The following is a 26,373-nucleotide window of genomic DNA, read 5'->3' on the forward strand; positions in this document are numbered from 1 at the left end:
GTACTTTTTGGGGTAAAGCGACCAAGCTTACCCGGTTTCCTACTAATCAGTCACCGTAAGCCAACAGGGAAGGCCCGATTTGGTGGAGCCTGTCCGAACGCCTACGGCGTTTAAATTAACAACGCGTTGTACTTTGATAGACGGACGGTTTGTTTGAACTTGTTGCGCTTGCATGGGATAAAAGAGTTAAGATTGAGTTACAATTACTATGTTCATTTCTTTCAGCGCTATGTGCTGACTAATTGATGAATTAAATATAGCGGATAGCTGAGAGGGAATCCAACTACCTTAGACCGGTGCACCACCTCCTTCGACCAATGCCTTTTTTTTTTCGACCAATGAAAAAACATTCAGGAACGGGGCGTCTCAACCGTTGCTCAGGCTAGCTGAAGGGTGAGCGTAACAGCGTAGCTATCAACCGAATGCTCTACGTCAATCTGATGGGCATTGGGATAGAGCAACGCCAGACGTTGCCGGACGTTGGGAAGGCCAATTCCCCCTGATTTCTGATCTGGAAAATGCCGTTGGACAGATGTAGCCAGGCTGTTCTGTACCGTAAAGATTAGAGTGGCCGTCTGTTCTATATGTGCTTCGACCCACACATATGCTTCCTGCTGTTGCCCGCCAACGCCGTGCTTAAAGGCGTTTTCGACAAATGCCAGTAAAATAAGCGGAACAATGAAAAGGTGCTCGTCCATGCCTTCGTTGCTGAAAAGAATCTCGACCCGCTGCCCGTGCCTTGCCTGTTCAAGCTGCAGGTAATTTTCGATGTAACCCAATTCTTGATCGAGCGAAACGGTAGGAGCTTCAGTTTCATACAGGTTATACCGCATCAGTTCAGCCAGCCGAAGTACCAAATTAGCCGCCTGTTCGTCCGCGTTAATTACGCGGGCATAGATACTGTTGAGTGCATTCAACAGGAAGTGCGGATTTAACTGCGCTTTGAGTAGGTCGAGTTCCAGAAGGTTATTTTCCTGGTTTAGCGCTAAATTGGTTAATTCTGTCTGTCGAACATCGGAGCCTAACGATAAATAATATCGGAACAGAGTGGCTAATAAAAATAGACTGGCATAGAAATAGGGATTGAGCAAAACTAGGCTAATGGCTTCCCAATTGTATAGCCATCCCAGTACACCCAATTGATGAATTCTGTACCAATAAAACAGGGAGGACCCAGACGGACCGGCGACAATTTTCGATTCGGATATGTGGGCTACTAATTGTAGCAAAGGATAGATAATGTAGGTTAGTGTGTGAACCGTTCCCAGCAACGCTATTGACCCACTTAAAAATTGAATCCAGCGCGCATTGTACAGGTAACGCACAAATAACCAATGCACATTAACCTCGTAAATAAGAATAACCAGGCTGTACATGGCGAAGAGAACCAGGTTTTTAATGGGGCCTTCGTCAGAGCGGATGTATGCACCGTTTATCATGTATATACTGATACCGATCAGCAGCCAGACCGCTAGTCGACGAACAATTCGCACAAATAATGAACGGATAGAGCTGAACATCATGAAGCGAGCGTTGGGTCGGAACCGACTTTTTCAGAAACTGCGTCCAATTCGAGCTGAAGAACAACCCGATAATGGTCATCCGTTATGTCGTGTGTAACCGTATACCGGCCAGAATACTGAATATCCAGCCGCTTACGCACGTTGGACAACCCTACTCCTCCCGCCCGACGAACGGTGGTAAGGGCAAGCTTTCTATTAAGGCTGTTTTCGACGACCAAGCGTAGGACGTTGTTTTCCAGATGCGCATCAATGAGAATATAGGCCCCGCCAGCAGCCGACTTAATGCCATGTTTAAAGGCATTTTCAACAAATGTGCTAAGTACGAGTGGCGCAATCAGATGCCCGGTGGTTACGGCGGGCGAGTTGAACGATACAGCTAATTGGTCGCCATGCCGCGCCTGCTCCAGCGTTACATAACTCTTCAGATAGTTCATCTCCCGGTCTAGCGGTACTCTTGCCACATTAGCTTCGTACAAATTATACCGCATCAGTTCGGCTAATCTCAGCACCAAATCAGCCGCTTGATCATCGACGTCAATCATTCGGGAGTAGATGCTATTGAGTGTATTGAACAAAAAATGGGGACTAACCTGTGCTTTCAGAAAATTCATCTTCAACAAGGTGTTATCCTGATCCAGTAACAACCGATTTCGCTTCAAATCGAATTGTTTCTGACGGAAAACCATCGTTCCCTGCGTGATTTTGATGCTCAGTGGAATGAGGGGAGCCACAATGGTAAACGCAAAATTCCAGAGGAATACCCGAAGCGATGTAAAACAACCGAAGATGCCCGTTGGCCCTATAATAGATTGAATCCGGGTTATGTACTGAATTGATTTGGGCAGGCTCGGCTCCACACTGAATATAGCCGTCCGGTTAAGTAGATAAAATCCCCAGAAGATTAGCAGGACAATTAGGGTAAGCCATCCCAACCGACGTTTGTAAAAGTATTTGGGTAATGCCCAGTAAACGGTTCCATAAAAAATAAGTATATTCTGGCTATTCAGCAGTACAACTAGTGGAATCAACACGGGCCAGTCGTTGCCAACGGCTAGGTAAACGATGCTTACGTCAATACCAGCAATCAGCAGTATAGTAATCGCATGAAGTGCAATGCGTGCTAACAGAGGTAGATGACTCGTCCTGGCAATGAACCGATCAAGAAGGGTACGCTTCACCGGTTTCACATCAGGTTTTCTTTCATCGCTTCCCATACAGATTCCCGGTAGGTTACACCAATCGGTACGCGTTTTCCATCGATTGTGGTAATTAGATTACCGTCAATTTCCCGGATACTTCCTTTCCGAACGATATAAGATCGGTTGACGCGCAAAAACTGCGTTGATGGCAGCATTTCCTCTATTTTCGTCATGGTCATATGGGTCGTGATGGTTCTGGCGGGCAAATGAATAACCAGATAATCTTTCATTGCTTCCACGAAGATGATCTCTTCCGGCAGCACTTTGATCAGTTTCTTGTCTTCTTTCACTAGAAAGAAACTCGCTGATTCTGCAGCGGGCTGTCCGGTCTTGGTGGCCGGACGGCTGGTTGACGTAACTGACAAAGCCGGTACGTTACCGGTTAGTGAGACGGATGGCTGTAGTTTCGTTACGGCTTTATTAATTGCCCTTAAAAATCGATCAAAAGCAACCGGTTTTAGTAGATAATCAAGTACGTCCAGTTCGAACCCCTCCAGCGCATACTGTGGCGAAGCCGTTACCATGATAACCTGAGGGCGTGGCGCATTTAGGGACCTTAGAAACTCGATACCTGTCATTTCGGGCATCTCTATATCTAGCAGGATCAAATCAGGTTTTAATTCCTGAACGGCTAGAAGTGCCTCCACGGCATTATAGCTATATCCAACCAATTCCAAGAAGGGTACTCGTTTAATAAACTTTTCTAGTACCGCTTGGGCTGGTTGCTCATCATCAATGATAAAACATCGCAGGGTAAGCGCCATAATAAGTGAAGGGCTAAATTCAAATGTACATCTATTTTTTTCTAAGTGGTAATTTCGGGTCATTATCACGCTATACGGTACTACTGAAAGTATATTGGCAATTCATTTAACTGATTTCGCCTTGCACATGAGCATGTACAAGGCGAAATAGGTGTGTTCTACACGATTTTCTGCTGTATATAACTGCCGTGAAGCTAAGCCGCCAACTCCATTGTCCGAACATTACGAACGACTTCGTCGCAATTGGCACAAGCGCTCCCTCCCTCCTGATGATACCATCGGCAACGATCCCGGATGGCGCAGCTAACAAGTGTAGCCTCTGCTTTTCGGTTCATAGCTTCCACGATCTTGCCTACCAGACTACAACCCACGTTTTCAGAACTCCAATGACCACAGCCCGTTTTGGCGCAATTACTGGCGAAGCGGAAGCGCTCTTCCGGGGCACGGCTCTGTTGCCGGGCGGTGTCGACAAACGTCTGGTCAACAATGATTGGTTCATCAAGGTATTGAATATGACCGGATGCGTCCTGCACGCCAAAGAGGGCAGCGCCGGGTTTCGCGGTTGAGCTGGGACAGAGTAGGGAAGCCATGAGTCAGGAATTAAAGGGTTGTGTCAGGAAACGTTGGTGGTAACCAGATACCCAGTACGGGTAGGTCGATAATTGGCTTTTTTATACTAATGGCCGATCCGCCATTTACTTGGTCCAGCACGTCTTGCGTGAGCTGCCCTTTCTCGTCCAATTCGGCCAGTTTTTTCATAAACTCGGCCTGATTTTCTACCTTGCTCTGTAAGGCCTTGATCTTGTTGTTCATCGATTTTTTCATAATTTCTTTGATTGATTTATGGTATTGTGACTGTATATAAATACTCTATTTTTTACTCCGTTATTCCGGCCAGTTAGGACAGGATGAGCCCAAGCCATTTTGGTAAACCTGGAAAACTAATGCCGCCATTAACCATATTTAGCACATCGTCGGTGAGTTGACCTTTTTCATCCAGTTCGGCCAGTTTTTTCATAAATTCATCCTGGTTACCAGCTACGCTACGCAGTAAGTTTACTTTGTCTTTTATTTCTTTTTCCATGGCTTTTTTGATCGATTAATAGCTTTTTAAATGGTCTATGAACATAACAAAGGTTGTCGTTTAACAGTCCGGTAGCTATAACAACGGATTGTAATTCAGTTGATTAGGTCATTAGTTATTCCCGATGGTTATAATCAAAAGCCGCAACTGGCTGGGACAAGCACAAGGCTGATCCCAGCCAGTTGCGGCTTACATAAAAAACTCAATACAGTTATTAATCTATGCTCTTGACGTTGTTTTTTGGATGACGGTCAATAAGTAGATTAAGGGGGTCAATACCCGCCCGTTCCGGCTTTTGATCGACACGCACTGTAATCGTTTGCTTTGGGTGCGTAATGTGGTGTCGGTGATAATACAACAGCTTTTCCTGCTGACTACCTTTTGTCTTGGGCGCATATACACCCACCCACATCCATTCATTCAGGGGGCGGGGCGTTTCGTTACCTAGACTGTCAGCACGTACTTTTTGAGCCGCCACGGTCAGGGTCACGTCATAGTATTTTCCCACTGGCTTCACCACTATCTGGTCGGTTTTGAGTTCGTACAGAGTAATCGTATTGACCCAGTCATTAAGTAGCCCCCGCAAACTGTCCGGTGTAACGGCCCGTAGTTCGGCCGTCAAGTCAGCTGCCGTGGGGTATATGCCTGTTTGAGCCACTTTAGTCGTATTCCAGCGGTTGCGGTAGTTCTGCAAAGCCTGGTTGATAGGCGCTTCACCCAGTTGATCCTGCAAGGCATAGAGTACCAGCGCCCCTTTGTTATAATGGATGTATGACTGATTTTCGCATTGAGAGAGGGGTTGCTCCTTCTTGGTTTCTGCCTGACGTCCTCGCAGGTAGTAATCCAGTTCGTAGCCTAAAAAGGACTGCATTCGCTCTTTAGGGTAGTGCTGTTTCATCACCATCAGCGCACTGTATTCGGCTAGTGATTCGGATAGCATGGCGCTGCCTTTCACGTTGGCTTCCGTAACCTGATGGCCCCACCACTGGTGGGCTGTTTCATGGGCAGTTACGAAAAAAGGCATGTCTATATCCTTAGTATCATCAATATCGGCAACGAACCCCATGTCCTCGCCAAATGGAATCGTATTGGCAAACGATTGGGCATAACCTCGATAACGGGGAAATTCCATGATGCGCAGCTGGCGGTGCTGGAAAGGACCATAATTAACCTGATAATAATCCAGCGATGCCTTCATGGCCCGCATCATACGGTCGAGGTTGTGGGTATGACCCGGATGGTAATAGATTTCCAGACTGACCTGTTTCCCGAATTTACCGGCGTACAGTTCCTTTTTGACCAAATAATGAGCCGATACAATGGAATAGAAATTAGCCATAGGTGAATCCATTCGGTAACTAAAGTACCGTCGGAGTTTACCATCAGGACCTGTTTTAGTCCATACTTTCTGAAGGTATCCAGGTGCAATGGCCGTTTGTTCGGGCGTAGTACTGATGGTCATGGCAAATCGAATCTGATCGGCGTCATCCCCAAATACACTCTGCCGCCTTCCTATCGGGTCGTTTTGCGTACGCATCCGCTCTGTTGGCTTCAGGCCATTTTCTTTTCGTTTATCGTCATCTTTCAGCTCATAGCGCTCGTTGTATCCAACACTTGGAAAGTATTCGTTGGTAAAAAACGTGCCATTTTGCACAATGTCAATGTTAGCCTGACCATTCTTGAATCCTTTAGTTCGGTAGAGTACATCGAAATCGAGCCGTACACTATCTCCTGCTTGTAGTGGTTGGTCGAGGTGATAGATGTGGTAAGCGAAATCAGCCACGTATTGATTGTCGACCCGATTCGCGACCGAAAGCCGTAGCTGTTTTACTTGCATTTCATCTGCACGGTGGGTTTGCAGATGTATTTCCCGAATGGGCTGCGTTGTCTTGTTTTTGAGAATATACCAGCCCGTTGCGGAGAAATCGCGGGTTAAGGGGAACAGATCGACATTTATTGTTACACTAGTCAAGCGCGGCTGGGGCAAGTCGGCAAACTTCTTTAGGGTTTTCTCGTACCGGCTTAGTTCAGCTTCTGCCGCTTTGCTATTTTTATACGCATTAAGTACGTTGGTGTTGTAGTAAACGTAGGAGCCACTGGAGATGAACACAACCAGCATCGCCAGGCTAACTGTCAACACGGGGCGTGTTAACTGGTGGCGACCCATGCGCAGCCGCAGTTTCATCAACTCCTCCGACCCCCGCACCGACAGCACAACCGCTCCGGCGAAGAGAAGTGCGCCAAAAGCTGACCAATAGAGCGTTGTCCAGGTGAACGGGGCTACCTGATGCCCAAAGCCGTTCATATCGGAATAAGTCCCTAATGAAGCGGAGTCGAACAGAAGCAACCGATGTTCGATTCCGAGGTATGATAGAACGCCCAACGCCACAAAAAACAGCACCAGCAGGGCGTGTCCGGCAAACTTGTTATTGACCAGGGTATGGATAAAAAAGCCCAGCAGCATAAACGTCAGCAAACCCAACAATGAACTGCCGTAGAGGCTCTTGGCATAAACCGACAAGTCGATGAGTGCCCCACCACCCAGCATGACTTGCATAAGCGTGCCCAACCCGATAGCTAGTGTAATCATCAGGAAAAACGCTAATCCTAACCCCAGATATTTACTCAGCAGCGGTACCCAATTTGGTACTGGCAATGCATCACTGATGAGATTGATTCGTACGTCTCGTTCTTTCCATATCAGGTCGCCAACGTACAGGATCATTAAAATAAACAGAAACAAGCCCGTAAATAATCCCATTTTATTCAGCATGACATACGTAGTGGGCAGCGTTCGGGACCCGTACCAGCCACCCGTATTATCGAAGGCCGAAAAAAGGAACATGCCTAATCCGCCGATACTAAGCGCCAGAAAAGGAAGGTCTTTCATAACCACTTTAGCATAAAACAGGGTCAAATGACCAAGATTGCTAAACCAGGCACCCTGCCCGTAACTACGCCTAACCTGAGCCAATGGGCGACGTAACGCAATAGTATCCAGATCAGCTTTTTTTTCTGTTTCCCTTTTCCGTCTAAGCAGACCATTGGCAGGTTGATAGGAGAAAAACCGGTACGTGACCAGTAGGGCTAGTCCGGCGATACCTACCCATAACAGCCGGTTCCAAAGTAGCACATCCGATAAAGACAGAAGTTGGTTGTTTTGCTGGCTGATGGACCAGTATTGCGTTAGGTACCCCACTGCCCGCAAACCGAATGGGTCAAGCAGAGCCGCCGTTTCTCGTCGGTCAATCTGGGAAAGCAGGGTGCCAGACAGTAAGTAAAGCATCAGAAAAACCATGCCCTGCGTGAAAACAACCAGCATTTTACGACTGAGCGCACCAACCGCAAAGAAAATACTGCCAACGATAAGTGCGTTTGGTACGATAATCGTCCAGTAGGGTTGCCAGTAGGTGGCAGCGTTGAACGGTAATAGCCGGTCGGCATTACGCCAGGGCGCAACCTCGCCCAGCATCAACCCCAGCGGTATGGCGGCCAGTGTAAGCAGCAGAATGAGCATGGCCCCCAGGTAGCGGCCCGTTAAAAATTCCCACCGGCGTATGGGCTTTGTGAAAAACAGCGCATCGGTGCGGTGTTCAAAATCGCGCACGACCGACACACCCATGATAGCCGAACTAATGAAAACACCCATCAGCATAAACATAAACAGGCTGATGCGTACCATCACCATGGTCCCATTATCTTTGATAGCCCCGCCCGATAAACCCTGAATCAGGTCGGTGGTTACCGTTGCGAAGCTGAGGCCCAGCAGTAGCGCAAAAAACAAGTATGTTGCCGGACGATTTCGGCGATAACGGAACTCGAAGCAGAGAATGGATAACCAGTTCATAGAACACATAGGAAAACGGATGGACGAAAAAGAATTTCCGGATCAGACGTATTGCGTATACAAACTACCGTTAGGCAACTAATGTATTCTTAGTCGTGCGGGAACGATAGTGATTTTTGGCACCGGTTATTTCCGTAAAGTAGACTTCTTCTAACCCGGCTTCAACGGAGACAAATCCATATCCAGGCATAGAATGGGCGTAGACGTAGATGACGGGTTCGCCGGCAATCATGCGCTCATTAATGACCGTATGCATCTGATGCATAGACTCTAAGTCTTGCGGACGTACGGACTTTTTCCAGATTTGGCCCTCAAGCCGGGCCATTGCATCAAGCGGGTGACCTGTCAGCAGTACCTGGCCTTTGTTAACAATCGCCATCCGGCGGCATAGCTCCTGCACATCTTCGACGATATGGGTCGATAAAATGACGATGGCTTCCTGACCCAGCCCGGCCAGCAGATTTAGGAATCGGTTACGTTCGGTTGGATCTAATCCAGCCGTTGGTTCGTCAACAATAATGAGTTTAGGGTTACCCAACAGCGCCTGGGCAATACCAAACCGCTGGCGCATACCACCCGAATAGCCGCTTAGGTTGTTTTTACGAACGTCCCACAGGTTAACACGATGAAGCAGCGTTTCAACTGTCTCTTTACGTTCAGCTCGGTTATGAATACCTTTCAATACGGCTAAATGATTCAGCAGAGTTATGGCATCAATACGCGGGTAGACACCAAAATCCTGTGGTAAATATCCCAGTACCCGGCGTAACTCATCCGGCTGACGAACAGCATCAATGTCCTGGCCATCAATATCCTGCAATACAACACGCCCTTCGTCGGGCAATTGTAAGGTAGCAATCGTGCGCATCAAACTTGATTTACCCGCTCCGTTCGGGCCAAGCAGCCCAAATAACCCCGGTTCAATCGTTAACGATACATCGTTCAGGGCACGAATCGAACCAGCAGACTGGCCATTTTGGTAAGTCTTGGTCAATTTATCGATTAGTAACTTCATGATTGTAGGGGGAAAAAAGTTGAAATAGGGTGATAGCCGTGTCTGGTTTATCACTCGATCAGACAAAGCAACTTTTCAGAAACTAGTCGGGAAAATTATATCGACCAATACAGCCTTTTCTTCGACCAATAAAGGAGTGGGGACGACAATTGCAAAGTCCGCAGATCAGCCACAACTGCGAAGTAGCGGCAATGCGGCAATTTATCGTATGGGTCTTTTCAAACGATGTACCGGGATCGAAGAATGTGGTTAATGTATCTTCTTATCCTGCTGCAAAACCGCAATAATCAAGTCATTAAGTGGCAGACTGAGCAGATCGACCAGGCTTATCCCGTATAAAGAGGTTACTTGTTGTAGAACGGTCAGGGATAATTCTGTCCGACCCGTTTCCTTTTTACTGTAAGCGGCCTGGCTTACGCCTAACTGGAAAGCAACGTATTCCTGGGGATAGCCGTGAATTTCCCGGAGCTTGCGAATTTTGATAGCAATGTGGTTCATGACGTAGATTGAAAAGTTTGTGTTATTTGACCGACACAAATCAACCGTAGTTGGACATAAACAGAAACTTGTTTCGACAGATGAGTTCACTTCATCGACCAATGCGTCATTACATCGGCTAATTGATTATTACACCCACAGGCTACATCGATGAATGACGAGTTACCTACTTTCTATTCCTGACAAACAGTACTCCTTTAGTGACACAGGGCTTTCTTATAAAACATGGCATATCCTTTACTATATAGTCACCTGCTTGGATCTGACACCACACAAATCTGTTTTATAAGAGAGGCATGAATGCCTGCATAACTTATCTGAATAAACTATATCTCAATGGGTTACGATACAACCGATGGTTATTGAATTGGGCCTGAGCATAGGCAACCTTTGTTTCATCAGAACAGCACAAAATTCAATTCCAAATCGATGTTAATCATAAAGCAAACAAGCCATGAAAAACCGTATCAACTCCGAATTCTCTTTTGAAGTCTGGATGAACAATGACTTCGACTTAATGGCCAACGAAGCTGGCTCGTTCGATGAAAATTGGCTCGTCTCGGCCAGCGACCTATTTGGCCAGATGGACCTGCCGACAGATGACGCAGTCAATTATTACGACGAAGCAGCTTAGGCAGTTACCAGTAACCCCCTGTACGCAGAAATTTTTTTTACTGAAATGGGTAAGGACTTTTTCGATAAGATGGAAATTCAACGTTAGCTGGCCGTTATAACCAAATTGAATAAAGTACACTATTTAGTTATTGATAATCAATTAGTTGACCCGCAACTTTGTCCCATCGAAACAGTATCAATTGTCACAAAGTCAGCCAAAATAAATAATCAATAAATCAAATAAGACATGCAAAATACATCAGTACATTCAAACGAATTAACGCCGTTGAGCGAAGTCGAACTACCACAAATAACGGGCGGCAGTGACGACATGCCAGTGCTGGAAAATGTCTATTTTCCCCGGCCTTTTCCTATTATTAGGTTTCCTCCTATTAAGTTCCCGCCTATCAGGTTGCCATTACCGCTACCAATTGATCCAGGTGTGCTGTAGTCCAGCGAAATAACTCTCTATTACTGTTTTACGCATAGTAGCCCTACATAATAAGCTAATCGTACTCTCAACCCGTCATCCACAACGCAAGTCTTTTAGGATCGTAAATGCACAAAGCGTCAGTGGACTTTTAGTAACTAATCATAGAAAATTAACAATCGTATAGTGTATCAATACAGGTGGGATAAGATCGGGTAACTCCCCCGCTCTATCTGGTGGGGGAGTTCTTTTAACAACAAGTTAGTCCCAGCCCAAATTAGTACTTGAAGCCATACAGATATCCAAAAATAGCTATATTAACTATCTGTCAATCAAATACTTATATAAAAATTAAACTAAGTACAATCAGAAATCATGACTAAAGTAAATCTATTGGTCGTAGCTGGCTTACTGCTCCTGGCGACCGCCTGCACAGAAAACGCTCCCGTAGTACCTATCCATATGGCAACTGAAGAAAGCACTTCAGTACCGGTACTGGTTATTCCATTGGACGATTCGGTATATGTGAACAAAGGCAAGGGTAAACCTGACAAAAGAAAACCCGAAGTGTTTGGCTCACTATACCACGTCGACATAATGCCAGAGAAGATAGTCGAAGAACAATAGAAACGAAGTGCTGCTGAACAGACAGATGTAAACTAATTCATCCTAGTAAATCAATCCAGAAAATATGCTTACAGACTTAACAAAAACTGAATTAAAGGCCATTGAGGGCGGAAACTGGCTCAATGCACTAGCTCGCGCAGTCGACACCATTCTCGATATCCGGGATGACTTCGAAAACAACGGCTCAAATCGTCCATTTCAGAAATACGAATAGACCTATGCAGACAGACAACCAAACTCAGGAACTAACTCAGAAAGAGCAACAAGAGCTAGCTGGCGGCAACTGGCTGTACGATGCTGCGAAGGCTGTTGCCGAGGCCGTACTGGATATGATCAGCTACAAAGGGCCACAGGTATAACGCCTTGACCGACCATACTCCACCTGGTTCAATAGCCCTGGAGTTATCAATCTCGAATTAATTAATGACCATAGGGTTAGCGATCTGCTGAATAACTCAAGGAAGAAGCCTGTAATACGTTCGATAGCTACCGGGCATAGATCCCGTAGGTAACGGTCAGGCAGACGGTTTTCAATAGCAATAGACGATCTCTGTGGAATAGATTGAGAGTACACTTCCAGCCAACGCATCCCGGGTTAGGCCGAGGATGGAAGGGACATAATGTACGTAGTTTTATACCATTTTAACAAACTGAACCATGACTAACATTGCGCTCGAGAATTACGAAGTAGTTGAGATGAATAACGAAGAAGTAACCGAAGTTGAAGCCGGGGGCCTGTGGGGCGTCGTTTGTAAATGTGTAGCTTACGGATTAGCCGCTGCTGCTGTTTACGCAGATTCGCAAGGCTGGTAGTAGACCAGAGGTAATTTATCTAATCAATTATACCATCTTCAAAAAACAAAAACCATGCAAAATTTTGATTATTTAGACGTAGCTGAACTGAATTTTAACGAGATGTCGGATATCGATGGTGGTGGTGCGGTCGCTACAGGTCTCAAAATTGCTGCCGGTGTCTTCTTCATCGCCGGTGAAATTTTGAACTACATGGGCCTGTAATCTCAGGCAGATTGAGAATACCCTTCCAGCCAACGCATCCCGGGTTAGGTCGAGGATGGAAGAGATATAGTGTACTTATTTTTATACCGTTTTAACAAACCGAACAATGACTTATTTTAATCTTGACCAAGCTGAAGTAGTAGAATTAAAAGCCGCTGAAATGACCGAAGTAGACGGTGGTGGCCGCATCGGAACGATCCTTTGCATCATCGGAGCGGTTTGCAATTTTTTTGGGGTTTAAGGAATACAGTGTATCTATTTTTATACCGTTTTAACAAACCAGACAATGACTAATTTCAATTTTGATCAAGCCGAAGTAGTAGAGTTACAGAATGCCGAAATGACCGAAGTAGACGGTGGTGGCATCATTGGATTATTATTTACCGTTGCGGGTATCATTTGCAATTATTACAACGTGTAGGGTTAGGGTAAATCAATCTAACCAGAGTTGCAGAAAATATATTTTACTTATTGTTTACTATCAAAACAAATCAAACAATGTCTAATTTTAATTTTGATCAAGCTGAAGTAGTAGAATTGAAAGATGCTGAAATGATTAATGTCGATGGCGGCATTGCACCGGTTGTTGCTGTTGCTCTTATCATTGCAGGTGGCGCATTATTAGTGTTTGCTGCAGGCGTAGCAGAAGGTATGCTGGAAGTTTACAACGCGAAACATTAATAGCTACTCTTATAATTAAAACTTATTTATACAATGGAAAATTATAGCATCGAATTGACACCCCTCTCAGATCAGGATCTGATTGAATATCAAGGTGGAGTTGATCTGTCTGGTCTTGGCGACTGGATTACGAATACTCTCGATAACATCCATACGTACGGTAAAAACTTAGGTCGTCAAATTGGCGAAGCTATCTGGTAAGCAAACTATACGATGTACAGCCAGCCCTAAGGGCTGGCTGTACATCATTTTAGATACGGATGATATGAAACAAATCATTTCCTCACCGTTTATTCAAACGGTACTATTTGTCATTATTTTGGCAGTTATCAGTAAGATTGGATTGATTGACTTTTTTTATCGAATCGGTAAAAGTTTGGGTAGGCAACTAGGCGAGTTTTTCTTCTAACGAGTTTTTGTGAAAATTCACGATCAAGTCAAAACTAAAGACATGACGCTGTCTACTTTTAAAGCGCAACTCTATGGTGGAGTTGCGTTTCTCGTTGGCATTCCCCTAATGGTCTGGCCCTTCGCCAGCATCTGGCCTGTTTCGCTAAATACACTTACTGATCAAAGCAACGCTTCGGTCGGGCTTCTCTGGTTCATGGTCGCCATGTTTGCCGGAATCCTATTGCACGAATTGATACACGGCCTGACGGCCAAGTGGATTGGACGGTTATCATGGCGAACCATCAAGTTTGGTGTGCAGTGGTCCACCATCACTCCATATTGCCATCCCACCATACCAATTACTGCCCGTGCGTATCGTCTGGTTGTCGTTATGCCGCTCATAATTACGGGGCTGCTCCCCTACGGCTTCGCGCTGGCAACGGGTAGTGGATGGCTTTGTGCGCTTGGCATATTATTTACCCTGGCGGCAGCGGGCGACATGATGATTCTCTGGCTCATGCGGCATCTACGACCCAACGATCTGGTGCAGGATCATCCAACCAAAGTGGGGCTGTTAGTTGTTTTGCCTATTAGTACAACCCAATAGCATACGGTATTCCTACCTGTTATAAAGTACAACAGCCTGTTATTGAACCCCGTTTAGCACCGTCCGACCTCTACTTATTAAAAAGATGTATACGCTTAGTCAATGTTTACAACCAATTACCGAAAAAAGTATTGGCCGAAAATGGCTTGAGCTATTATATGCCTTTTTCGCATACTATGGTCTGGGAATAGTTTGTATAATACTAATTTTACTAACAGATCTATTTATTGTAAACGTATTAAATTATCAATCCATTTATGACTCTCACTTTAAAACAGAAGATTATTTACGCACAATAGGTTTGTATAAGGGAATTATACTCATGACTATAAAATCTCCTATACTTGAAGAAGTATCATTTCGATTACTCTTAAAACCAACTCGATACAACGTATCGTTATCAATTGCAACATTTGTCTTCTTTATTACTGATATTATTGGACATGATATTTCTCTCTTAACGTCTACAATACGACTAGTTTTATGCATTCTTCTTTTCTTTTTATTATATCATTTTGTTGGTTTTGACAACGATTATATCAAAAATATAGATCAGAAAAAACTACTAATTGCCAGTTCATTATTATTCGGATTCATGCATTTATTTAACTTCAGCCCAATTTTTAAAGATATATTTTTCCTTTATCCGATTTACGTTTTACCTCAGATAGCCCTTGGTTTTGTTCTGGGTATTGTTAGAATTAGAAATGGATTTATATGGGCCGTATGTCTGCACGTGCTGGTTAATGGCTCGATGACCTGGTACAGATTATTTTGACTATTTGTTTAATATACCACAAGCTGATATGACGGTATCAAATTGCAATATGTCAGGTCTTGACTGGCATAATAATTGTATTTGTTATACCAGTCTACTATCGATTTCAGTTAAGCTAAATAGATAAATTATCAACTAACGAAAATGTGAATCAGAAACGTCTTTTTGGACTTGTAATAAGTGGATTTTCCATTGTTATCACACTGTTTCACTTAGGTATATGCAGCCTTTGATAGCAAGTTTGAGTGAATTTATCAACTCTAAACTATTATTTATAGTCAACAATGCGCTTATTATTACTTTAGAAATTATTAGCTTCAGAAAAAGTATTTTCAAAGAGAATCGTGCCCGTTTGCTAATACTTTTCGTTATGACATTATTTCTGGTCCTTTTTTACAGTTTGTGCTATGAAGATTATGTGTTTGCTACCTTGCCATTATTTGTAATTACTTATGATCTTTTTACGACGAATAAACGTAAATTAGTTAGCAGTAGAAGTAAGAAGTGGTCGCTTTTTTAAACCTAGGGTCGATCAGTACTGATTGACCTTTTCTGATTAGAAAGGATCAGAACGAATCATTTATTCCCCACCGTTATAAAGTACAACTGCCTGTTATTGAACCTCGTTTAGCACCGTCCGACCTTTGAGATAAGATTTTATCCCAAACGTTAACGCGATGCAACATCAACTACACCCGCCCACCGTTATCGAGCATACGACGGAGGCTTACCTGCCCCAGGTTACGGTACGGGGGCAACTTATCTACTGCTCAGTTGCCCTTGCCATTGTAGCTGCCCTCTGCTCTCTCCCGTTCGTGCATACCGAAGTATCGGTGCAGAGTAATGGCATGGTCCGCACGGTGGCCGAACGCAATGAACTACGCCCGCTTGTGGCAGGCACCATCGCTGAAGTTCTCGTCCACGACAATCAGCCGGTGAACCGAAACCAGCCTATGATCCGGCTTCAGACTGAGGTGCTGGACAGTAAACTCCGGCTGAACCGCTCGCAGCAAAGCGAAAAAAATCTCAACATCCACGACCTCGACAGGCTCGTACACGCTTCCCGCCAAAACCTGTTGTCAGTGTCAAGTCTGCAATCGCCGGTGGTGCGGCAGCAGTACGAACAATTCAGGTTTTTGCTCACCGAGAACACGCAGACGCAAACCAAGCGCAAACGTGAGTTAGATGTGACCCGGCAGCTTTACCAGGACAAGGTATTGGCGAAGCAGGAGTTCGAAGACAAAGAATACACATACAACACGGTGGTCGCGCAATACGCATCGCAGATTGAACGGCAGGTGAGCGAGTGGCAGGCCAGCCTTAACCAACACCAACTTGCTCTTGATGAACTCCGCGCTCAGGAACGCCAATTGCTTAACGAGCAAAAACTGCATACCATCAAGGCACCAGTGGCCGGTACAGTCAGTCAGTTAGGCGGCCGGTATCCCGGTTCCTACGTACAACCCGGTGAAGTGCTCGGCGTAATCTCACCCGATTCAAACCTGCTGGTTGAGTGCTACGTATCGCCGAAGGACATTGGTCTACTGCGGCCCGGTATGATTACCCGAATGCAGGTCGACGCCTTCGACTATAATCAGTGGGGCATGGTACAGGGTAAAATTACTGAGGTATCGAACGACATTATTGTGATGAACGATACACCCGTGTTTCGGGTCAAATGCCAGCTCGATCAGAATTTCCTGTCGCTCAAAGAAGGGTATAAAGGCTACCTCAAAAAAGGTATGACGGTACGGGCGCGGTTTGTGGTGACACGTCGTAGCCTGTTCGACCTCCTATACGACAATGCCGACGACTGGCTCAACCCGAAGAACACCCCCGCCTTAGCCGCGAAATAAAGTAAACTCCCTCCTCAAGAAATCATGGCAAAGAAAACGATAATCAAACAACACGACATTACCGACTGCGGGGCGGCTTGTCTGGCGTCGATCTCGGCGCATTATAAACTTATGATGCCTATTGCCCGCATCCGGCAGATGGCGTCTACTGATCAGAAAGGAACCAATGTACTGGGCATGATTGAAGCGGCTCACCGGTTGGGTTTTCAGGCGAAGGGAGTACGGGGTACGTTCGAAAGCCTGAGCAAGATTCCCAAACCCGCCATCGCTCACATTATCGTGAAGGAAGTCCTGCACCATTTTGTGGTCATTTACGACGTGACCGACAAACATATCCTTGTGATGGACCCCGGACCGGGCAAATTCATAAAACACACCCACGAGGAGTTTAAAAAAATCTGGACCGGCGTGTTGATTCTACTGCTGCCCGACGATCAATTTACAGCTGGCAACGAGAAAGTATCGGCCACGCAGCGTTTCTGGCAGTTAGTGCGGCCGCACCGTAGTGTGATGATACAAGCGCTCTTCGGTGCGTTGATTTATACCGTGCTGGGCCTGTCGACGTCGATTTATATGCAGAAGATTGTCGACAACGTCATCGTAGAAGGTAACCGAAATCTGCTCAACCTGCTCAGTATCGTGATGGTGCTGATTCTAGTGCTGCAACTCTTCATCGGCAGTATGAAAAGTATGTTTGCACTTAAAACAGGACAGCAAATCGACGCACGACTGATTCTGGGGTATTATAAACACCTGATGAAGCTGCCGCAGCAATTCTTTGATACGATGCGGGTGGGCGAAATTATTTCACGCATCAACGACGCAGTGAAGATCCGGGCATTCATCAATGATGCGGCTACGGGTCTGGTCGTCAACGTATTTATCGTGTTATTCTCATTCGGCATGATGTTCACGTATGACTGGAAACTGGCGATGATTATGCTGGCCGTCATCCCTTTCTATGGAGGTATTTACCTGATTGTCAATAAGCTAAACAGGAAATATCAGCGGACACTAATGGAAGATGCCGCCGAACTGGAGTCGCAGCTGGTCGAGTCGCTAAACGCAATGGGTACCATCAAACGGTTTGGGCTGGAAGAGTTTGCCAATGTCAAGACTGAAACGCGATTTATCAAACTGCTCAGAACCATTTTCACCTCGGCTCGTAACTCAGTGTGGTCAGGTAACGCCACGGAAATCGTGTCGCGGCTGTTCACCATCGTGCTCCTTTGGGTTGGTTCAGGCTTCGTCATTGATAACCAGATTACCCCCGGCGAGTTGCTATCATTCTACGCCCTCATCGGCTACTTCACCGGCCCGGCAAGTCAATTGATCGGGGCCAACCGAACCGTACAGGACGCCCTCATTGCCGCCGACCGTTTGTTCGAAATTATGGACCTGGAGCGGGAAGAAACCGAAAACAAAATCGAGCTAAAACCGGAGATGATCGGCGATATCCGCTTTACCGACGTTTCGTTTCGCTACGGCACCCGTACGCAGGTATTCGATGACCTCAGCCTGACGGTACCTCGTGGGAAGATCACCGCCGTTGTGGGAGAAAGTGGGTCGGGTAAGTCTACGATGCTGTCACTGCTGCAAAATCTGTATCCGCTTCAGAGTGGCAGCATCCACATCGGCGACTATGACATCAAGCACATCAGCAATGACAGCATCCGTCGTCGGGTGAGCGTGGTTCCGCAGAAAATCGACCTCTTTGCCGGAAACGTAATCGACAATATCGCCGTGGGCGAATACCAGCCCGATATGCAGCGGATTGTGTCCATTTGTCAGCGACTCGGCATCACGGATTTCATTGAGAAACTACCAAATGGCTTTCATACATACCTGGGCGAAAACGGGGCGAGCTTATCGGGTGGACAGAAGCAGCGCATTGCCATTGCACGGGCCCTTTACCAAAATCCTGATGTACTGATCCTTGACGAGGCTACCTCGTCGCTCGACTCAATTTCGGAGCAGTGCGTGCAGGAAACGATTCGGCATTTGCGGGAACACAATAAAACAGTCATTCTCATTGCGCACCGGCTGAGCACAGTGATGAACGCCGACAAAATTGTGGTTATCGAGCAAGGTAAATTAATCGAAGAAGGGTCGCATTTCGAGTTACTGGCTCAGCAAACCGCTTATTACAAGCTCTGGGCCTCACAAATGCCGCTGACCATTAACACGCTGGCACAGTCGCCACTGAATTTACTCCAGATCAGTGCCAACGGCGATCAACTTGTTTCCAGGATTGACAGTACTGACGCTAAACCCGCCTTAGTCGCATGAAAAAAATATGCCTACTCCTACTCGCTTTGAGCTTGTTTAACCAAACTCGGGCCCAGGGTCCTGTATCTCCCTTAATCACGTTGGCCGAACCGCGTTCGACTACATTGACGCTGGAACAGTGCATTACATTAGCGTTAGAAAATCAGCCAGTACTACGGCAGTCAGTTTTGCAAAAACAAGTGGCTGACAATACTGTGGAGCAGACCCGAAAAAGTCAGTTACCGGTAGTGTCGGGCCTAACTAGTCAGGGAATAAATTTTGGGCGCAACGTTGATCCTTATACCAATGGAATCACCAACGCCCAAATCGCAACCAGCAACGCGGGGCTAGGGCTAAATTGGACCATTTTTAACGGCTTTCAGTTAAAAAACACGTTACTTCAGCAGGGTCTGATCGCCCAGGCGAGTCAATTCGACGTGGCAGCCATCAAAAACAGTCTCACACTTAACACATTGCTGGCCTATTTACAGGTACTGTCAGCACAGGATCTACTAACGGCAAGTGCTGTGCAGGTAGCTGTATCGCAGGCTCAGGTCGAACGAACCGAAAAACTGATGAAGATGGGCACTGTAGCTCCATTTAATCTCTACGATGCCAAAAGTCAACTGGCAATCGATGATATGCAACGGGTACAGGCCAAAACCAATCTAAATGCGGCTCTGCTGACATTGTTGCAAGTACTGAATCTACCCGCCACCACGCAACTAGAACTTGTGCGGCTACCAGATACGATGTCGATGCAAACCAGCCTAATGGATGCGCACCAGTTGTACAGCCAGGCGCGTACATTTATGCCCGAAGTGCTGGCCGCTGACCTGCGTACTAAAGCTGCCCAAAAAGGAATCGACCTGGCTAAAGGAATAGCTTACCCAATCATAACACTGACGGCCAACTGGGGAACATCATTTTCCAGCGCGGCCCGCCAGAATGTATTCAGCCCGGATATGATTGAGCAAACAACGACCGGCTTTGTGGATGTGGCCGGACAGTCCTACCCGGTCAAGGTGCTGGCCCAAACGTCGTCTTCGGAGCGCATTGGCTATTTTCACCAATTCGACAACAATCAGTACAAAAGCGTGGGTGTCAGCGTCCGTATTCCAATTTTAAATGGCTTTCAGGTGCGTTACCGAACGACTAATGCGCGGTTACAGCAGCAGTTAGCAGAGTCGCAGGCCGAAGGTGTCCGGCGAAATCTACGGCAGGCTATCGATCAGGCTGTTAATCAGTTTGAAAACACCAAAGATCGTTATAATGCTTTGAATCAACAGGTTTCGGTATTAGGGCAGTCGTTCAAAGCTGCGGAAGCTCGCTACAACGCCGGTCTGCTAAATGCAGTAGAATACAATTTGGCAAAAAGTAATATTGACCGAGCTTCGGTTAATTTAATTCAGCTTCGCTACGAGACGATACTGCGAGAGAAGATCGTTGACTTTTATAAACTTGGTGAATTATGAGTATATATTATACTGTACTTGCAACAAAATACTGGCCAAAACTTCAAACAACATGTTGACTTTGCCTTTTACTGTATTCAACGGGTGAAAGGTAGCCCAGCGCCGACCAGATTGCTAGCGTAGTGTCTTCATTGGCTATTATACCGCACGGATTTTACGGGTTACGCAAGTGCGGGCCTATAATTTTTGTCATATTTCTGATCTTGATGGATTACCGAGCAGACCCAGTGAATTAGCCGCGCGGGCGGCCCCGTTGTTGCGAACGGCATTCAGCACGAGCATATTGTTTTTACCCTCGGCAACCTTACCGCACCAGCGGACCAGTTGATAGTAAATCTGTGACTCGCCTTTCATTCGGATCGCTGACATAGCCCGGCACTGGCCGCCCGGCTAAATGAAAGAGCGATTTTAGGCGTAAACGAGCCTGTTTATGCACGCGTGTTTTGCCGCGAACACTTGTGCCCGAACGGTATCGCACCGGCGCACCGGCGGGAAGCCTTGGGAATAGAAGTTGACTACTCCCTACCCGCTCAGCGGATTACCCGGCGATTAGATCGGCTGGTCGAGCAGTATGGCAAGCTGGAGCGGTTCCGCAGTGACAATAGGTGGCCCGCCACCGCGGCCCGAATTCATCAGTCAGGCTCTGCAGGACTGGTGCTCGGTTAAGGAAGTTGGCTTGCACTGGATCGAACCAGACAAACCCACGCAAAATGCGTATATCGAACGGTTTAATGCGGGGCCTCCCTTTAGGTTTGTGGCGTGGTAAGATTCTAAGATCCGGTAGATTATCAATAAGTAAACAGGTCGGACCGCCAATGCGGTGGGCTACCCTAGGGGGCCGCCGAGTGTCAACTCTAGGCGCCGAACGGTCCGCCGTCCTTCAGCTTTGACTGTCAGTAAAAGTCCTATATTTCCAGACACTACCAGGAATGGCTTCGGGAGCAACCCCTTTATGTTAGATCAAACAACCTGAATCCTTATTTATTTGGCTCGCGCACCCAACACGTTCGCCAAAACCTGCTCAGCAGTATGGGCCAGTTGTTTGTTTACGCTGGTTTCAATCAACGGAATCACTCCTTTGAGTTGCGCTTCGCTGAGGCCTACCTGCAAGCTTGCTCCCAGGTGAAACTGCAACTGAGGTTCAACGCCGACCATACTGGCAAGGCACGAAATGGTTACCAGTTCTCGCTGGCGATAGGTTAATACGTCGCGGCTGAATATATCGGCAAACAGGTGTTCTTTTAGAAACGTGTCGATGACCGGCGCAAAGGCATTGGCTCCACTTTGGGCCGTGTTGTCGAGCTTGCCCATCAGTACTTCCAGCATTTTCCTGCCAACATCATACTTATCGGTCGTCTGATCAATTGGCGAAGCCTCTTGACCAGGCGAGTCGTTCCTGCCCGCAGCTTTCCGCTGGTCAACAACGGCCATCAACGCATTTATGCCGTTCAAACTTCGGGGAAAGCCACAGTATGCGTAGAGTTGAACGAGTACTTCCTTCAGTTCATTAATTGTCAGGCCAGCGTCAAGTCCGGCGTTCAACGCTTGCTTGAGTTTTGGAATGTCTCCCGTGGTAGTCAGCGCCGAAATAACTACGAGACTCTGCTGTTTGGGATTTAAAGGTTCAGTAGATCTGGTTTGCGCGTTCATCGGGTAAGCAAGGATAAGGAATAAACTAAACAGAAAGAATGTCTGAAGGCGTAAAATCGTCATCATCCTGAAGATTGACGTGGCTTTGTAATAGCACATAACTGTCGGTGGTCTATAGATTATTCCGTGTTAGGCAGAGCAATCACTTGGTTCTTTGAGTCAAATAGGTGGTCCGCTTAGTTGAATAAGGGTGTATCAACAAAAATGCCTTGCCTGCTTATTTTTGCCCATATTCCGCATCTGTGACGGGCTGCAGCCAGTTGACAAGGCCTTTGCCGGTATTCGGGATGATATACAGGTGAGTCATCTTACTTCCGGGGCTGGCTCCGTGCCAGTGAACCACATTGGGTGGGCATTTAACCACTTCGCCTTTCCGAATCAATTGCTTTGGTTCCCCTTTCAGCTGGTGGTAACCGACACCATCCGTGACAATAAGGATCTGCCCGGCTGGGTGAGAGTGCCAGTAAGAGCGGGCCCCCGGCTCAAAGGCAACACTTCCCGCGACAGTCGTAAAGATCGAGTCATCTGGGACAAGGCTCGTAACCCAAACGGTCCCTGTAAACGTGGCAGCGGGGCCTCGTGTTGCTGCCTGCGGACTTGTCACGACGTTACTGGTCTGTCCCAGGACCGAAGCAGGAATAATGACCAAGGCGACCAACAGCAAAAGAATGTTGAGAGCTATGCCGGTAAGCGGTGGAGTGGCCGCCAAATGATCTGTAATGCGGCTTGTCCTGATGACGAATGACGTTTCCATACTTGTTTCATTACGTTTTGATTGCCAATTACAAGGCCTTCACCACCTTCGCCGGAACACCCGCCACAACCGTATTGGCCGGTACGTCCCGACTTACCACCGCACCAGCGGCCACAACGGCGTTTTCACCAATCGTGACACCAGGCAGAATGGTGGATCCCGCGCCAATCCAGGCGTTGCGTTTGATCACAATCGGCCGGGGAATCAGGGTTTGACGATCAGTGGGATCTAATGGATGATTCTCGGAGGTCAGGTTGACACGGGGACCAATCTGCACATCGTCCTCGATGGTAATGCCACCAATATCCAGAAAGGAGCAGGCGTGGTTAATAAAGATGTTTTTACCCAACCGAATAAACCGGCCTAAATTGGTATGAAAGGGCGGAAAGATGGCAGTCGACTCGTCGATTTCGACCCCGATAATAGTACTCAGTTGGTTGCGCACCTGATCAACGCTGGTAGCCGTGGCGTTCATCTCCACGCATAGCCGGATCGTGCGAGAAACCACTTCGGCAAATTTGCCATACTCCGGATCATCCTTTCGTAAAAGCTCCCCCGCTCGTAGCCGCTCGAATATATCTGAAGGGGCGACCGTTTGTTTGTTTACAGGTTCACTCATCGTTCGTTGAACTGGTTGAATAATCGCTATCACTTACTTTTTCCATCCAGTTTACCACTTCACCGTTTAGTTCTTCCTGAATGGCTATGTGGCTCATGGCTTTGGTCGGCGAAGCGCCGTGCCAGTGCTTTTCACCTGGGGCAAACCAAATGACATCGCCGGGATGAATCTCTTCAATGGGGGACCCTTCTCGCTGCACCCAACCCATACCGGAGATGACGATGAGCGTTTGACCTGCAGGATGGGTATGCCAGGCGGTTCGGGCACCGGACTCGAAGGTGACCAGCGCGCCAGCCCCTTTAGTGACTTCTTTTTTGGCGAACAAAGGGTCTATTCGCACAGCACCCGTAAACCAGGCCTCTGGACCAACCATTGATGGCTGAGTTCCGTTTCTACTAATTTCCATACATTTTTTAGCTTGTCACTACGTCAATCTTAAACCAGTTTTTGCATCACTTTATCTGGCGTGATGGGTAGGTCGCGAACGCGCTGACCGGTGGCGTTGAAAACGGCGTTGGCCACCGCTCCGGCAAACCCGATCAGGGCAATTTCACCCATGCCTTTGGCCCCCATGGGGTTAATAATTGGATCGGGCTTGTCGATAAAAATCGTTTCGATGGCCGGTACGTCGGCGTGAACCGCGACGTGATAATCCGCCAGGTTGTTGTTGACATACCGACCGAAGCGGTGGTCGATTACGGCTTCCTCCGTCAGGGCCATGCCAATACCGCCCGTCACGCCACCAATCATCTGGCTGGCTGCCGTTTTAGGGCTGATAATCCGGCCTGAATCCGCCACACTCACGGCTTTGGCCACGCGTACCACGCCCGTTAAGGGGTTAACCCGTACCTGCACAAAATGCACCGAAAACGAATACATCGAATACTTTTCCAGTTCCGGACTGCCTTTTGAGTCTTTCGTTTTATCGATCACCGTCAGGTTATTCGTCCGCATCAGTTCGCTCACGGTTACTTTTTTGCCTGGCTCGGTTGTGACCGACAGCACCCCATCAGCCAGCGTCAACTCATCGGCCTGCCGACCAGCCATCGGGCCTCCGTCTTTACTGGCCAGTTCAATGAGTGTCTGTTTAATGGCGGTGCAGGCATCATATACCGCTGATCCTACGGCAGAAACAATGGCCGAGCCACCCTGCGAGGGCGCTTTTGGCAGGGACGTATCGCCATACTCTACCTTGATTCCATCAACCGGTACGCCCAGCACGTTATGGGCAATGACGGTCAGGGCCGTTCCCGTTCCTGGCCCGATGTCCGTTACAGCGCTCTGCACCGTCAGCGTACCATCGGCTTTCAACAAAGCGCGGGCACTGGCCTCCCACCGGAAGGCATTGAACACGCCCGTACTCATCCCATAACCAACGAGCCATTCTCCATCGCGCTGGCTCCCCGGCTGAGGCTTACGGTTGTTCCAGCCAATTGCTTCGGCTCCGCGTTGATACGCTTCTTTCAGGTGCTTGCTCGAATATGGCCGGTTATGTTCAGGGTCGGTTTCGGTGTAGTTACGCAGCCGAAACTCAATGGGGTCGAGGTTGAGCTTATGGGCCATTTCGTCCATGGCTGATTCCAGCGCGAACGCCCCCGTGGCTTCACCGGGCCCGCGCATCCAGATGGGTACGCTGCGGTCGAGCCGCACGATACGATAGCGGGTACTTACGTTGGGGCAGGCATACATGAACTTGGTCATGTTGACGGTCGCTTCGGTAAAGTCCTCATAGCTGGCCGTCTCCGCCGTTGCTGCATGCGCAATGCCAATCAGTTTGCCGTCTGTGTCGGCTCCCAGGTTAATGGTCTGCACCGTATAGGGCCGGTGACCCACCAGGGTAAACATCTGACTCCGGTTCATCACTAGCTTCAGGGGCCGACCGATTTTTCGGGCAATGGCCACCACCGCTGTTTCCTGAGGCCAGGTCCTAAGACCCATACCAAAACCGCCCCCCATGAATTCGGTATGCACGTGGATGTTTTTGGGATCGATCTTGAAGGCTTGCGCCATGGCATTTTGCGTAGCATTTACCCCCTGCGTTTTGGCGTAGATCATCAACGTATTGGCTCCGGTCCAATGCGCCAGAATGCCGTGCAGTTCCATTGGATTATGCACTTCTACCGGGATGGTATAGTTGGCTTCCAACGTAACAGGTGCCGTCTGATACGCATCCGCCTTTCCCCGCGAATAATTCCCTCCCTCAGCTCCCCTGGGCGCAATACCCTCGGCAACGTGTTTCTGCAAATCGGTACGGGCCGTCTGTTTGTTGTAGGTCGCTTTAATGAGCGAAGCCGCGTAGGTGGCCCGCTCGAAACTGTCGGCCACGACGATGGCAATGGGCTGGCCATCGAACAGAATCTTCGGGCTGCTCAGGATGCGGTAGGTTTCTTCCGTTTTGGGCTTAGGTGCCAGCCCATCGGCTTCACCGCCTACGGGCGCGTCAAATCCCGGAATGGGCGGCATGTTCTGGTGGGTAAACACACCCATCACACCCGGTGCACCCGTTGCCCGTTTGGTATCCAGACTGGTGATCGTACCCTTAGCGATTTCGCTGCCAACAAGGACGCAATAGGCCATGTTCGGTAGCTCAAAATCAGCGAAGTACTTGGCCCCGCCGGTCACTTTCATCCGTCCATCGATCCGGTCGATAGGCGGATTTTTTGTGTCTTTTATCAT

At 47.6% G+C, this 26,373-nt stretch carries 33 protein-coding genes; 17 read left to right on the forward strand and 16 right to left on the reverse strand.

Annotated features, from left to right (window positions below):
• Positions 1-42 precede the first annotated feature (42 nt).
• From ACFS25_RS13545 to ACFS25_RS13590, 10 genes are all read right to left on the reverse strand, one after another.
• Positions 43-174, reverse strand: coding sequence for a hypothetical protein (locus tag ACFS25_RS13545; RefSeq protein ID WP_381501537.1), 132 nt, complete (start codon positions 172-174; stop codon positions 43-45).
• Between the two features lie 203 nt (positions 175-377).
• On the reverse strand, positions 378-1,523 hold the full coding sequence (locus ACFS25_RS13550; RefSeq protein WP_381501540.1) for a sensor histidine kinase: 1,146 nt from the start codon (positions 1,521-1,523) through the stop codon (positions 378-380).
• A complete protein-coding gene (locus tag ACFS25_RS13555; RefSeq protein WP_381501544.1) occupies positions 1,520-2,737 on the reverse strand; it encodes a sensor histidine kinase in 1,218 nt (405 codons plus the stop codon). Before ACFS25_RS13555 ends, ACFS25_RS13550 begins: the two co-directional genes overlap by 4 nt.
• The gene (locus tag ACFS25_RS13560) at positions 2,707-3,486 is read right to left on the reverse strand and encodes a LytR/AlgR family response regulator transcription factor (RefSeq protein WP_381501547.1); all 780 of its coding nucleotides are present in this window, start codon (positions 3,484-3,486) and stop codon (positions 2,707-2,709) included. Before ACFS25_RS13560 ends, ACFS25_RS13555 begins: the two co-directional genes overlap by 31 nt.
• 194 nt (positions 3,487-3,680) lie before the next feature.
• The gene (locus tag ACFS25_RS13565) at positions 3,681-4,076 is read right to left on the reverse strand and encodes a hypothetical protein (RefSeq protein ID WP_381501551.1); all 396 of its coding nucleotides are present in this window, start codon (positions 4,074-4,076) and stop codon (positions 3,681-3,683) included.
• 10 nt (positions 4,077-4,086) lie between these two features.
• A complete protein-coding gene (locus ACFS25_RS13570; RefSeq protein ID WP_381501554.1) occupies positions 4,087-4,311 on the reverse strand; it encodes a hypothetical protein in 225 nt (74 codons plus the stop codon).
• 73 nt (positions 4,312-4,384) lie between these two features.
• A complete protein-coding gene (locus ACFS25_RS13575) occupies positions 4,385-4,570 on the reverse strand; it encodes a hypothetical protein (RefSeq protein ID WP_381501557.1) in 186 nt (61 codons plus the stop codon).
• 214 nt (positions 4,571-4,784) lie between these two features.
• Positions 4,785-8,417 (reverse strand): ABC transporter permease/M1 family aminopeptidase, encoded by a 3,633-nt coding sequence (locus ACFS25_RS13580; protein WP_381501559.1) that lies wholly within the window; start codon positions 8,415-8,417, stop codon positions 4,785-4,787.
• A gap of 70 nt (positions 8,418-8,487) precedes the next feature.
• Positions 8,488-9,432, reverse strand: a complete 945-nt coding sequence (locus tag ACFS25_RS13585; protein WP_381501562.1) for an ABC transporter ATP-binding protein — start codon at positions 9,430-9,432, stop codon at positions 8,488-8,490.
• A gap of 249 nt (positions 9,433-9,681) precedes the next feature.
• Positions 9,682-9,930 (reverse strand): helix-turn-helix domain-containing protein, encoded by a 249-nt coding sequence (locus tag ACFS25_RS13590; protein WP_381501565.1) that lies wholly within the window; start codon positions 9,928-9,930, stop codon positions 9,682-9,684.
• Positions 9,931-10,384: 454 nt separating this feature from the next.
• On the opposite strand from ACFS25_RS13590, the gene ACFS25_RS13595 reads away from it, so the two are divergent.
• The 16 genes from ACFS25_RS13595 (at position 10,385) to ACFS25_RS13670 (ending at position 20,674) form a co-directional block, all read left to right on the forward strand.
• Positions 10,385-10,564, forward strand: a complete 180-nt coding sequence (locus ACFS25_RS13595; RefSeq protein WP_381501568.1) for a hypothetical protein — start codon at positions 10,385-10,387, stop codon at positions 10,562-10,564.
• A gap of 228 nt (positions 10,565-10,792) precedes the next feature.
• Complete coding sequence (locus ACFS25_RS13600) at positions 10,793-10,996, forward strand: hypothetical protein (protein ID WP_381501571.1); 204 nt, start codon at positions 10,793-10,795, stop codon at positions 10,994-10,996.
• A 354-nt stretch (positions 10,997-11,350) separates the two neighbouring features.
• Positions 11,351-11,602 (forward strand): hypothetical protein, encoded by a 252-nt coding sequence (locus tag ACFS25_RS13605; RefSeq protein ID WP_381501574.1) that lies wholly within the window; start codon positions 11,351-11,353, stop codon positions 11,600-11,602.
• Positions 11,603-11,666: 64 nt separating this feature from the next.
• Positions 11,667-11,816 carry a hypothetical protein gene (locus ACFS25_RS13610; protein WP_381501577.1) on the forward strand — a complete coding sequence of 50 codons (150 nt, stop codon included), beginning with the start codon at positions 11,667-11,669 and terminating at the stop codon, positions 11,814-11,816.
• Between the two features lie 4 nt (positions 11,817-11,820).
• Positions 11,821-11,961: a hypothetical protein gene (locus tag ACFS25_RS13615; protein WP_381501581.1), complete on the forward strand. Its 141-nt coding sequence runs from the start codon at positions 11,821-11,823 to the stop codon at positions 11,959-11,961.
• Positions 11,962-12,259: 298 nt separating this feature from the next.
• On the forward strand, positions 12,260-12,415 hold the full coding sequence (locus ACFS25_RS13620; RefSeq protein ID WP_381501584.1) for a hypothetical protein: 156 nt from the start codon (positions 12,260-12,262) through the stop codon (positions 12,413-12,415).
• 54 nt (positions 12,416-12,469) lie between these two features.
• Entirely contained in the window at positions 12,470-12,619 is a 150-nt protein-coding gene (locus ACFS25_RS13625; RefSeq protein ID WP_381501587.1) for a hypothetical protein, read from the forward strand.
• Positions 12,620-12,725: 106 nt separating this feature from the next.
• Positions 12,726-12,860: a hypothetical protein gene (locus ACFS25_RS13630; RefSeq protein WP_381501590.1), complete on the forward strand. Its 135-nt coding sequence runs from the start codon at positions 12,726-12,728 to the stop codon at positions 12,858-12,860.
• A 45-nt stretch (positions 12,861-12,905) separates the two neighbouring features.
• Positions 12,906-13,040, forward strand: a complete 135-nt coding sequence (locus tag ACFS25_RS13635; RefSeq protein WP_381501593.1) for a hypothetical protein — start codon at positions 12,906-12,908, stop codon at positions 13,038-13,040.
• Between the two features lie 77 nt (positions 13,041-13,117).
• Positions 13,118-13,300 carry a class IIb bacteriocin, lactobin A/cerein 7B family gene (locus ACFS25_RS13640; RefSeq protein WP_381501595.1) on the forward strand — a complete coding sequence of 61 codons (183 nt, stop codon included), beginning with the start codon at positions 13,118-13,120 and terminating at the stop codon, positions 13,298-13,300.
• A gap of 33 nt (positions 13,301-13,333) precedes the next feature.
• Positions 13,334-13,501, forward strand: coding sequence for a hypothetical protein (locus ACFS25_RS13645; RefSeq protein ID WP_381501597.1), 168 nt, complete (start codon positions 13,334-13,336; stop codon positions 13,499-13,501).
• Positions 13,502-13,718: 217 nt separating this feature from the next.
• Positions 13,719-14,297 carry a DUF3267 domain-containing protein gene (locus ACFS25_RS13650; protein ID WP_381501599.1) on the forward strand — a complete coding sequence of 193 codons (579 nt, stop codon included), beginning with the start codon at positions 13,719-13,721 and terminating at the stop codon, positions 14,295-14,297.
• A 322-nt stretch (positions 14,298-14,619) separates the two neighbouring features.
• Positions 14,620-15,075: a CPBP family glutamic-type intramembrane protease gene (locus ACFS25_RS13655; RefSeq protein ID WP_381501906.1), complete on the forward strand. Its 456-nt coding sequence runs from the start codon at positions 14,620-14,622 to the stop codon at positions 15,073-15,075.
• Between the two features lie 677 nt (positions 15,076-15,752).
• Positions 15,753-16,931: an HlyD family secretion protein gene (locus tag ACFS25_RS13660; protein ID WP_381501600.1), complete on the forward strand. Its 1,179-nt coding sequence runs from the start codon at positions 15,753-15,755 to the stop codon at positions 16,929-16,931.
• A gap of 24 nt (positions 16,932-16,955) precedes the next feature.
• Positions 16,956-19,220: a peptidase domain-containing ABC transporter gene (locus tag ACFS25_RS13665; RefSeq protein ID WP_381501602.1), complete on the forward strand. Its 2,265-nt coding sequence runs from the start codon at positions 16,956-16,958 to the stop codon at positions 19,218-19,220.
• Positions 19,217-20,674, forward strand: coding sequence for a TolC family protein (locus ACFS25_RS13670; RefSeq protein WP_381501606.1), 1,458 nt, complete (start codon positions 19,217-19,219; stop codon positions 20,672-20,674). Before ACFS25_RS13665 ends, ACFS25_RS13670 begins: the two co-directional genes overlap by 4 nt.
• 189 nt (positions 20,675-20,863) lie before the next feature.
• On the opposite strand, the gene ACFS25_RS13675 is transcribed toward ACFS25_RS13670, so the two are convergent.
• Positions 20,864-21,028, reverse strand: coding sequence for a hypothetical protein (locus tag ACFS25_RS13675; RefSeq protein ID WP_381501609.1), 165 nt, complete (start codon positions 21,026-21,028; stop codon positions 20,864-20,866).
• A gap of 84 nt (positions 21,029-21,112) precedes the next feature.
• On the opposite strand from ACFS25_RS13675, the gene ACFS25_RS13680 reads away from it, so the two are divergent.
• Positions 21,113-21,340, forward strand: coding sequence for a hypothetical protein (locus ACFS25_RS13680; protein WP_381501613.1), 228 nt, complete (start codon positions 21,113-21,115; stop codon positions 21,338-21,340).
• A 315-nt stretch (positions 21,341-21,655) separates the two neighbouring features.
• On the opposite strand, the gene ACFS25_RS13685 is transcribed toward ACFS25_RS13680, so the two are convergent.
• The 5 genes from ACFS25_RS13685 to ACFS25_RS13705 all read right to left on the reverse strand — a co-directional run bounded on the left by ACFS25_RS13685 (position 21,656) and on the right by ACFS25_RS13705 (position 26,373).
• Positions 21,656-22,390 carry a carboxymuconolactone decarboxylase family protein gene (locus tag ACFS25_RS13685; protein ID WP_381501616.1) on the reverse strand — a complete coding sequence of 245 codons (735 nt, stop codon included), beginning with the start codon at positions 22,388-22,390 and terminating at the stop codon, positions 21,656-21,658.
• A gap of 151 nt (positions 22,391-22,541) precedes the next feature.
• Positions 22,542-23,078: a cupin domain-containing protein gene (locus ACFS25_RS13690; RefSeq protein WP_381501619.1), complete on the reverse strand. Its 537-nt coding sequence runs from the start codon at positions 23,076-23,078 to the stop codon at positions 22,542-22,544.
• 28 nt (positions 23,079-23,106) lie between these two features.
• On the reverse strand, positions 23,107-23,697 hold the full coding sequence (locus tag ACFS25_RS13695; protein WP_381501622.1) for a DapH/DapD/GlmU-related protein: 591 nt from the start codon (positions 23,695-23,697) through the stop codon (positions 23,107-23,109).
• Complete coding sequence (locus tag ACFS25_RS13700; protein WP_381501625.1) at positions 23,690-24,103, reverse strand: (R)-mandelonitrile lyase; 414 nt, start codon at positions 24,101-24,103, stop codon at positions 23,690-23,692. The genes ACFS25_RS13695 and ACFS25_RS13700 overlap by 8 nt, the downstream gene beginning before the upstream one ends.
• A gap of 29 nt (positions 24,104-24,132) precedes the next feature.
• A complete protein-coding gene (locus ACFS25_RS13705; RefSeq protein WP_381501628.1) occupies positions 24,133-26,373 on the reverse strand; it encodes a xanthine dehydrogenase family protein molybdopterin-binding subunit in 2,241 nt (746 codons plus the stop codon).

This window comes from Spirosoma flavum (genome assembly GCF_042686045.1).
GTDB lineage: Bacteria > Bacteroidota > Bacteroidia > Cytophagales > Spirosomataceae > Spirosoma > Spirosoma flavum.

Bases quoted from the DNA above. Each gene is read 5' to 3' on its own strand.
- ACFS25_RS13550 (WP_381501540.1), bottom strand. From the start codon at position 1,523: ATGATGTTCAGCTCTATCCGTTCATTATTTGTGCGAATTGTTCGTCGA.
- ACFS25_RS13585 (WP_381501562.1), bottom strand. From the start codon at position 9,432: ATGAAGTTACTAATCGATAAATTGACCAAGACTTACCAAAATGGCCAG.
- ACFS25_RS13675 (WP_381501609.1), bottom strand. From the start codon at position 21,028: ATGAAAGGCGAGTCACAGATTTACTATCAACTGGTCCGCTGGTGCGGT.
- ACFS25_RS13545 (WP_381501537.1), bottom strand. From the start codon at position 174: ATGCAAGCGCAACAAGTTCAAACAAACCGTCCGTCTATCAAAGTACAA.
- ACFS25_RS13615 (WP_381501581.1), top strand. From the start codon at position 11,821: ATGCAGACAGACAACCAAACTCAGGAACTAACTCAGAAAGAGCAACAA.
- ACFS25_RS13595 (WP_381501568.1), top strand. From the start codon at position 10,385: ATGAAAAACCGTATCAACTCCGAATTCTCTTTTGAAGTCTGGATGAAC.
- ACFS25_RS13590 (WP_381501565.1), bottom strand. From the start codon at position 9,930: ATGAACCACATTGCTATCAAAATTCGCAAGCTCCGGGAAATTCACGGC.
- ACFS25_RS13660 (WP_381501600.1), top strand. From the start codon at position 15,753: ATGCAACATCAACTACACCCGCCCACCGTTATCGAGCATACGACGGAG.
- ACFS25_RS13685 (WP_381501616.1), bottom strand. From the start codon at position 22,390: ATGATGACGATTTTACGCCTTCAGACATTCTTTCTGTTTAGTTTATTC.
- ACFS25_RS13670 (WP_381501606.1), top strand. From the start codon at position 19,217: ATGAAAAAAATATGCCTACTCCTACTCGCTTTGAGCTTGTTTAACCAA.
- ACFS25_RS13665 (WP_381501602.1), top strand. From the start codon at position 16,956: ATGGCAAAGAAAACGATAATCAAACAACACGACATTACCGACTGCGGG.
- ACFS25_RS13635 (WP_381501593.1), top strand. From the start codon at position 12,906: ATGACTAATTTCAATTTTGATCAAGCCGAAGTAGTAGAGTTACAGAAT.
- ACFS25_RS13610 (WP_381501577.1), top strand. From the start codon at position 11,667: ATGCTTACAGACTTAACAAAAACTGAATTAAAGGCCATTGAGGGCGGA.
- ACFS25_RS13695 (WP_381501622.1), bottom strand. From the start codon at position 23,697: ATGAGTGAACCTGTAAACAAACAAACGGTCGCCCCTTCAGATATATTC.
- ACFS25_RS13600 (WP_381501571.1), top strand. From the start codon at position 10,793: ATGCAAAATACATCAGTACATTCAAACGAATTAACGCCGTTGAGCGAA.
- ACFS25_RS13645 (WP_381501597.1), top strand. From the start codon at position 13,334: ATGGAAAATTATAGCATCGAATTGACACCCCTCTCAGATCAGGATCTG.
- ACFS25_RS13690 (WP_381501619.1), bottom strand. From the start codon at position 23,078: ATGGAAACGTCATTCGTCATCAGGACAAGCCGCATTACAGATCATTTG.
- ACFS25_RS13565 (WP_381501551.1), bottom strand. From the start codon at position 4,076: ATGGCTTCCCTACTCTGTCCCAGCTCAACCGCGAAACCCGGCGCTGCC.
- ACFS25_RS13700 (WP_381501625.1), bottom strand. From the start codon at position 24,103: ATGGAAATTAGTAGAAACGGAACTCAGCCATCAATGGTTGGTCCAGAG.
- ACFS25_RS13655 (WP_381501906.1), top strand. From the start codon at position 14,620: ATGACTATAAAATCTCCTATACTTGAAGAAGTATCATTTCGATTACTC.
- ACFS25_RS13560 (WP_381501547.1), bottom strand. From the start codon at position 3,486: ATGGCGCTTACCCTGCGATGTTTTATCATTGATGATGAGCAACCAGCC.
- ACFS25_RS13625 (WP_381501587.1), top strand. From the start codon at position 12,470: ATGCAAAATTTTGATTATTTAGACGTAGCTGAACTGAATTTTAACGAG.
- ACFS25_RS13580 (WP_381501559.1), bottom strand. From the start codon at position 8,417: ATGAACTGGTTATCCATTCTCTGCTTCGAGTTCCGTTATCGCCGAAAT.
- ACFS25_RS13630 (WP_381501590.1), top strand. From the start codon at position 12,726: ATGACTTATTTTAATCTTGACCAAGCTGAAGTAGTAGAATTAAAAGCC.
- ACFS25_RS13555 (WP_381501544.1), bottom strand. From the start codon at position 2,737: ATGGGAAGCGATGAAAGAAAACCTGATGTGAAACCGGTGAAGCGTACC.
- ACFS25_RS13640 (WP_381501595.1), top strand. From the start codon at position 13,118: ATGTCTAATTTTAATTTTGATCAAGCTGAAGTAGTAGAATTGAAAGAT.
- ACFS25_RS13705 (WP_381501628.1), bottom strand. From the start codon at position 26,373: ATGATAAAAGACACAAAAAATCCGCCTATCGACCGGATCGATGGACGG.
- ACFS25_RS13620 (WP_381501584.1), top strand. From the start codon at position 12,260: ATGACTAACATTGCGCTCGAGAATTACGAAGTAGTTGAGATGAATAAC.
- ACFS25_RS13570 (WP_381501554.1), bottom strand. From the start codon at position 4,311: ATGAAAAAATCGATGAACAACAAGATCAAGGCCTTACAGAGCAAGGTA.
- ACFS25_RS13575 (WP_381501557.1), bottom strand. From the start codon at position 4,570: ATGGAAAAAGAAATAAAAGACAAAGTAAACTTACTGCGTAGCGTAGCT.
- ACFS25_RS13605 (WP_381501574.1), top strand. From the start codon at position 11,351: ATGACTAAAGTAAATCTATTGGTCGTAGCTGGCTTACTGCTCCTGGCG.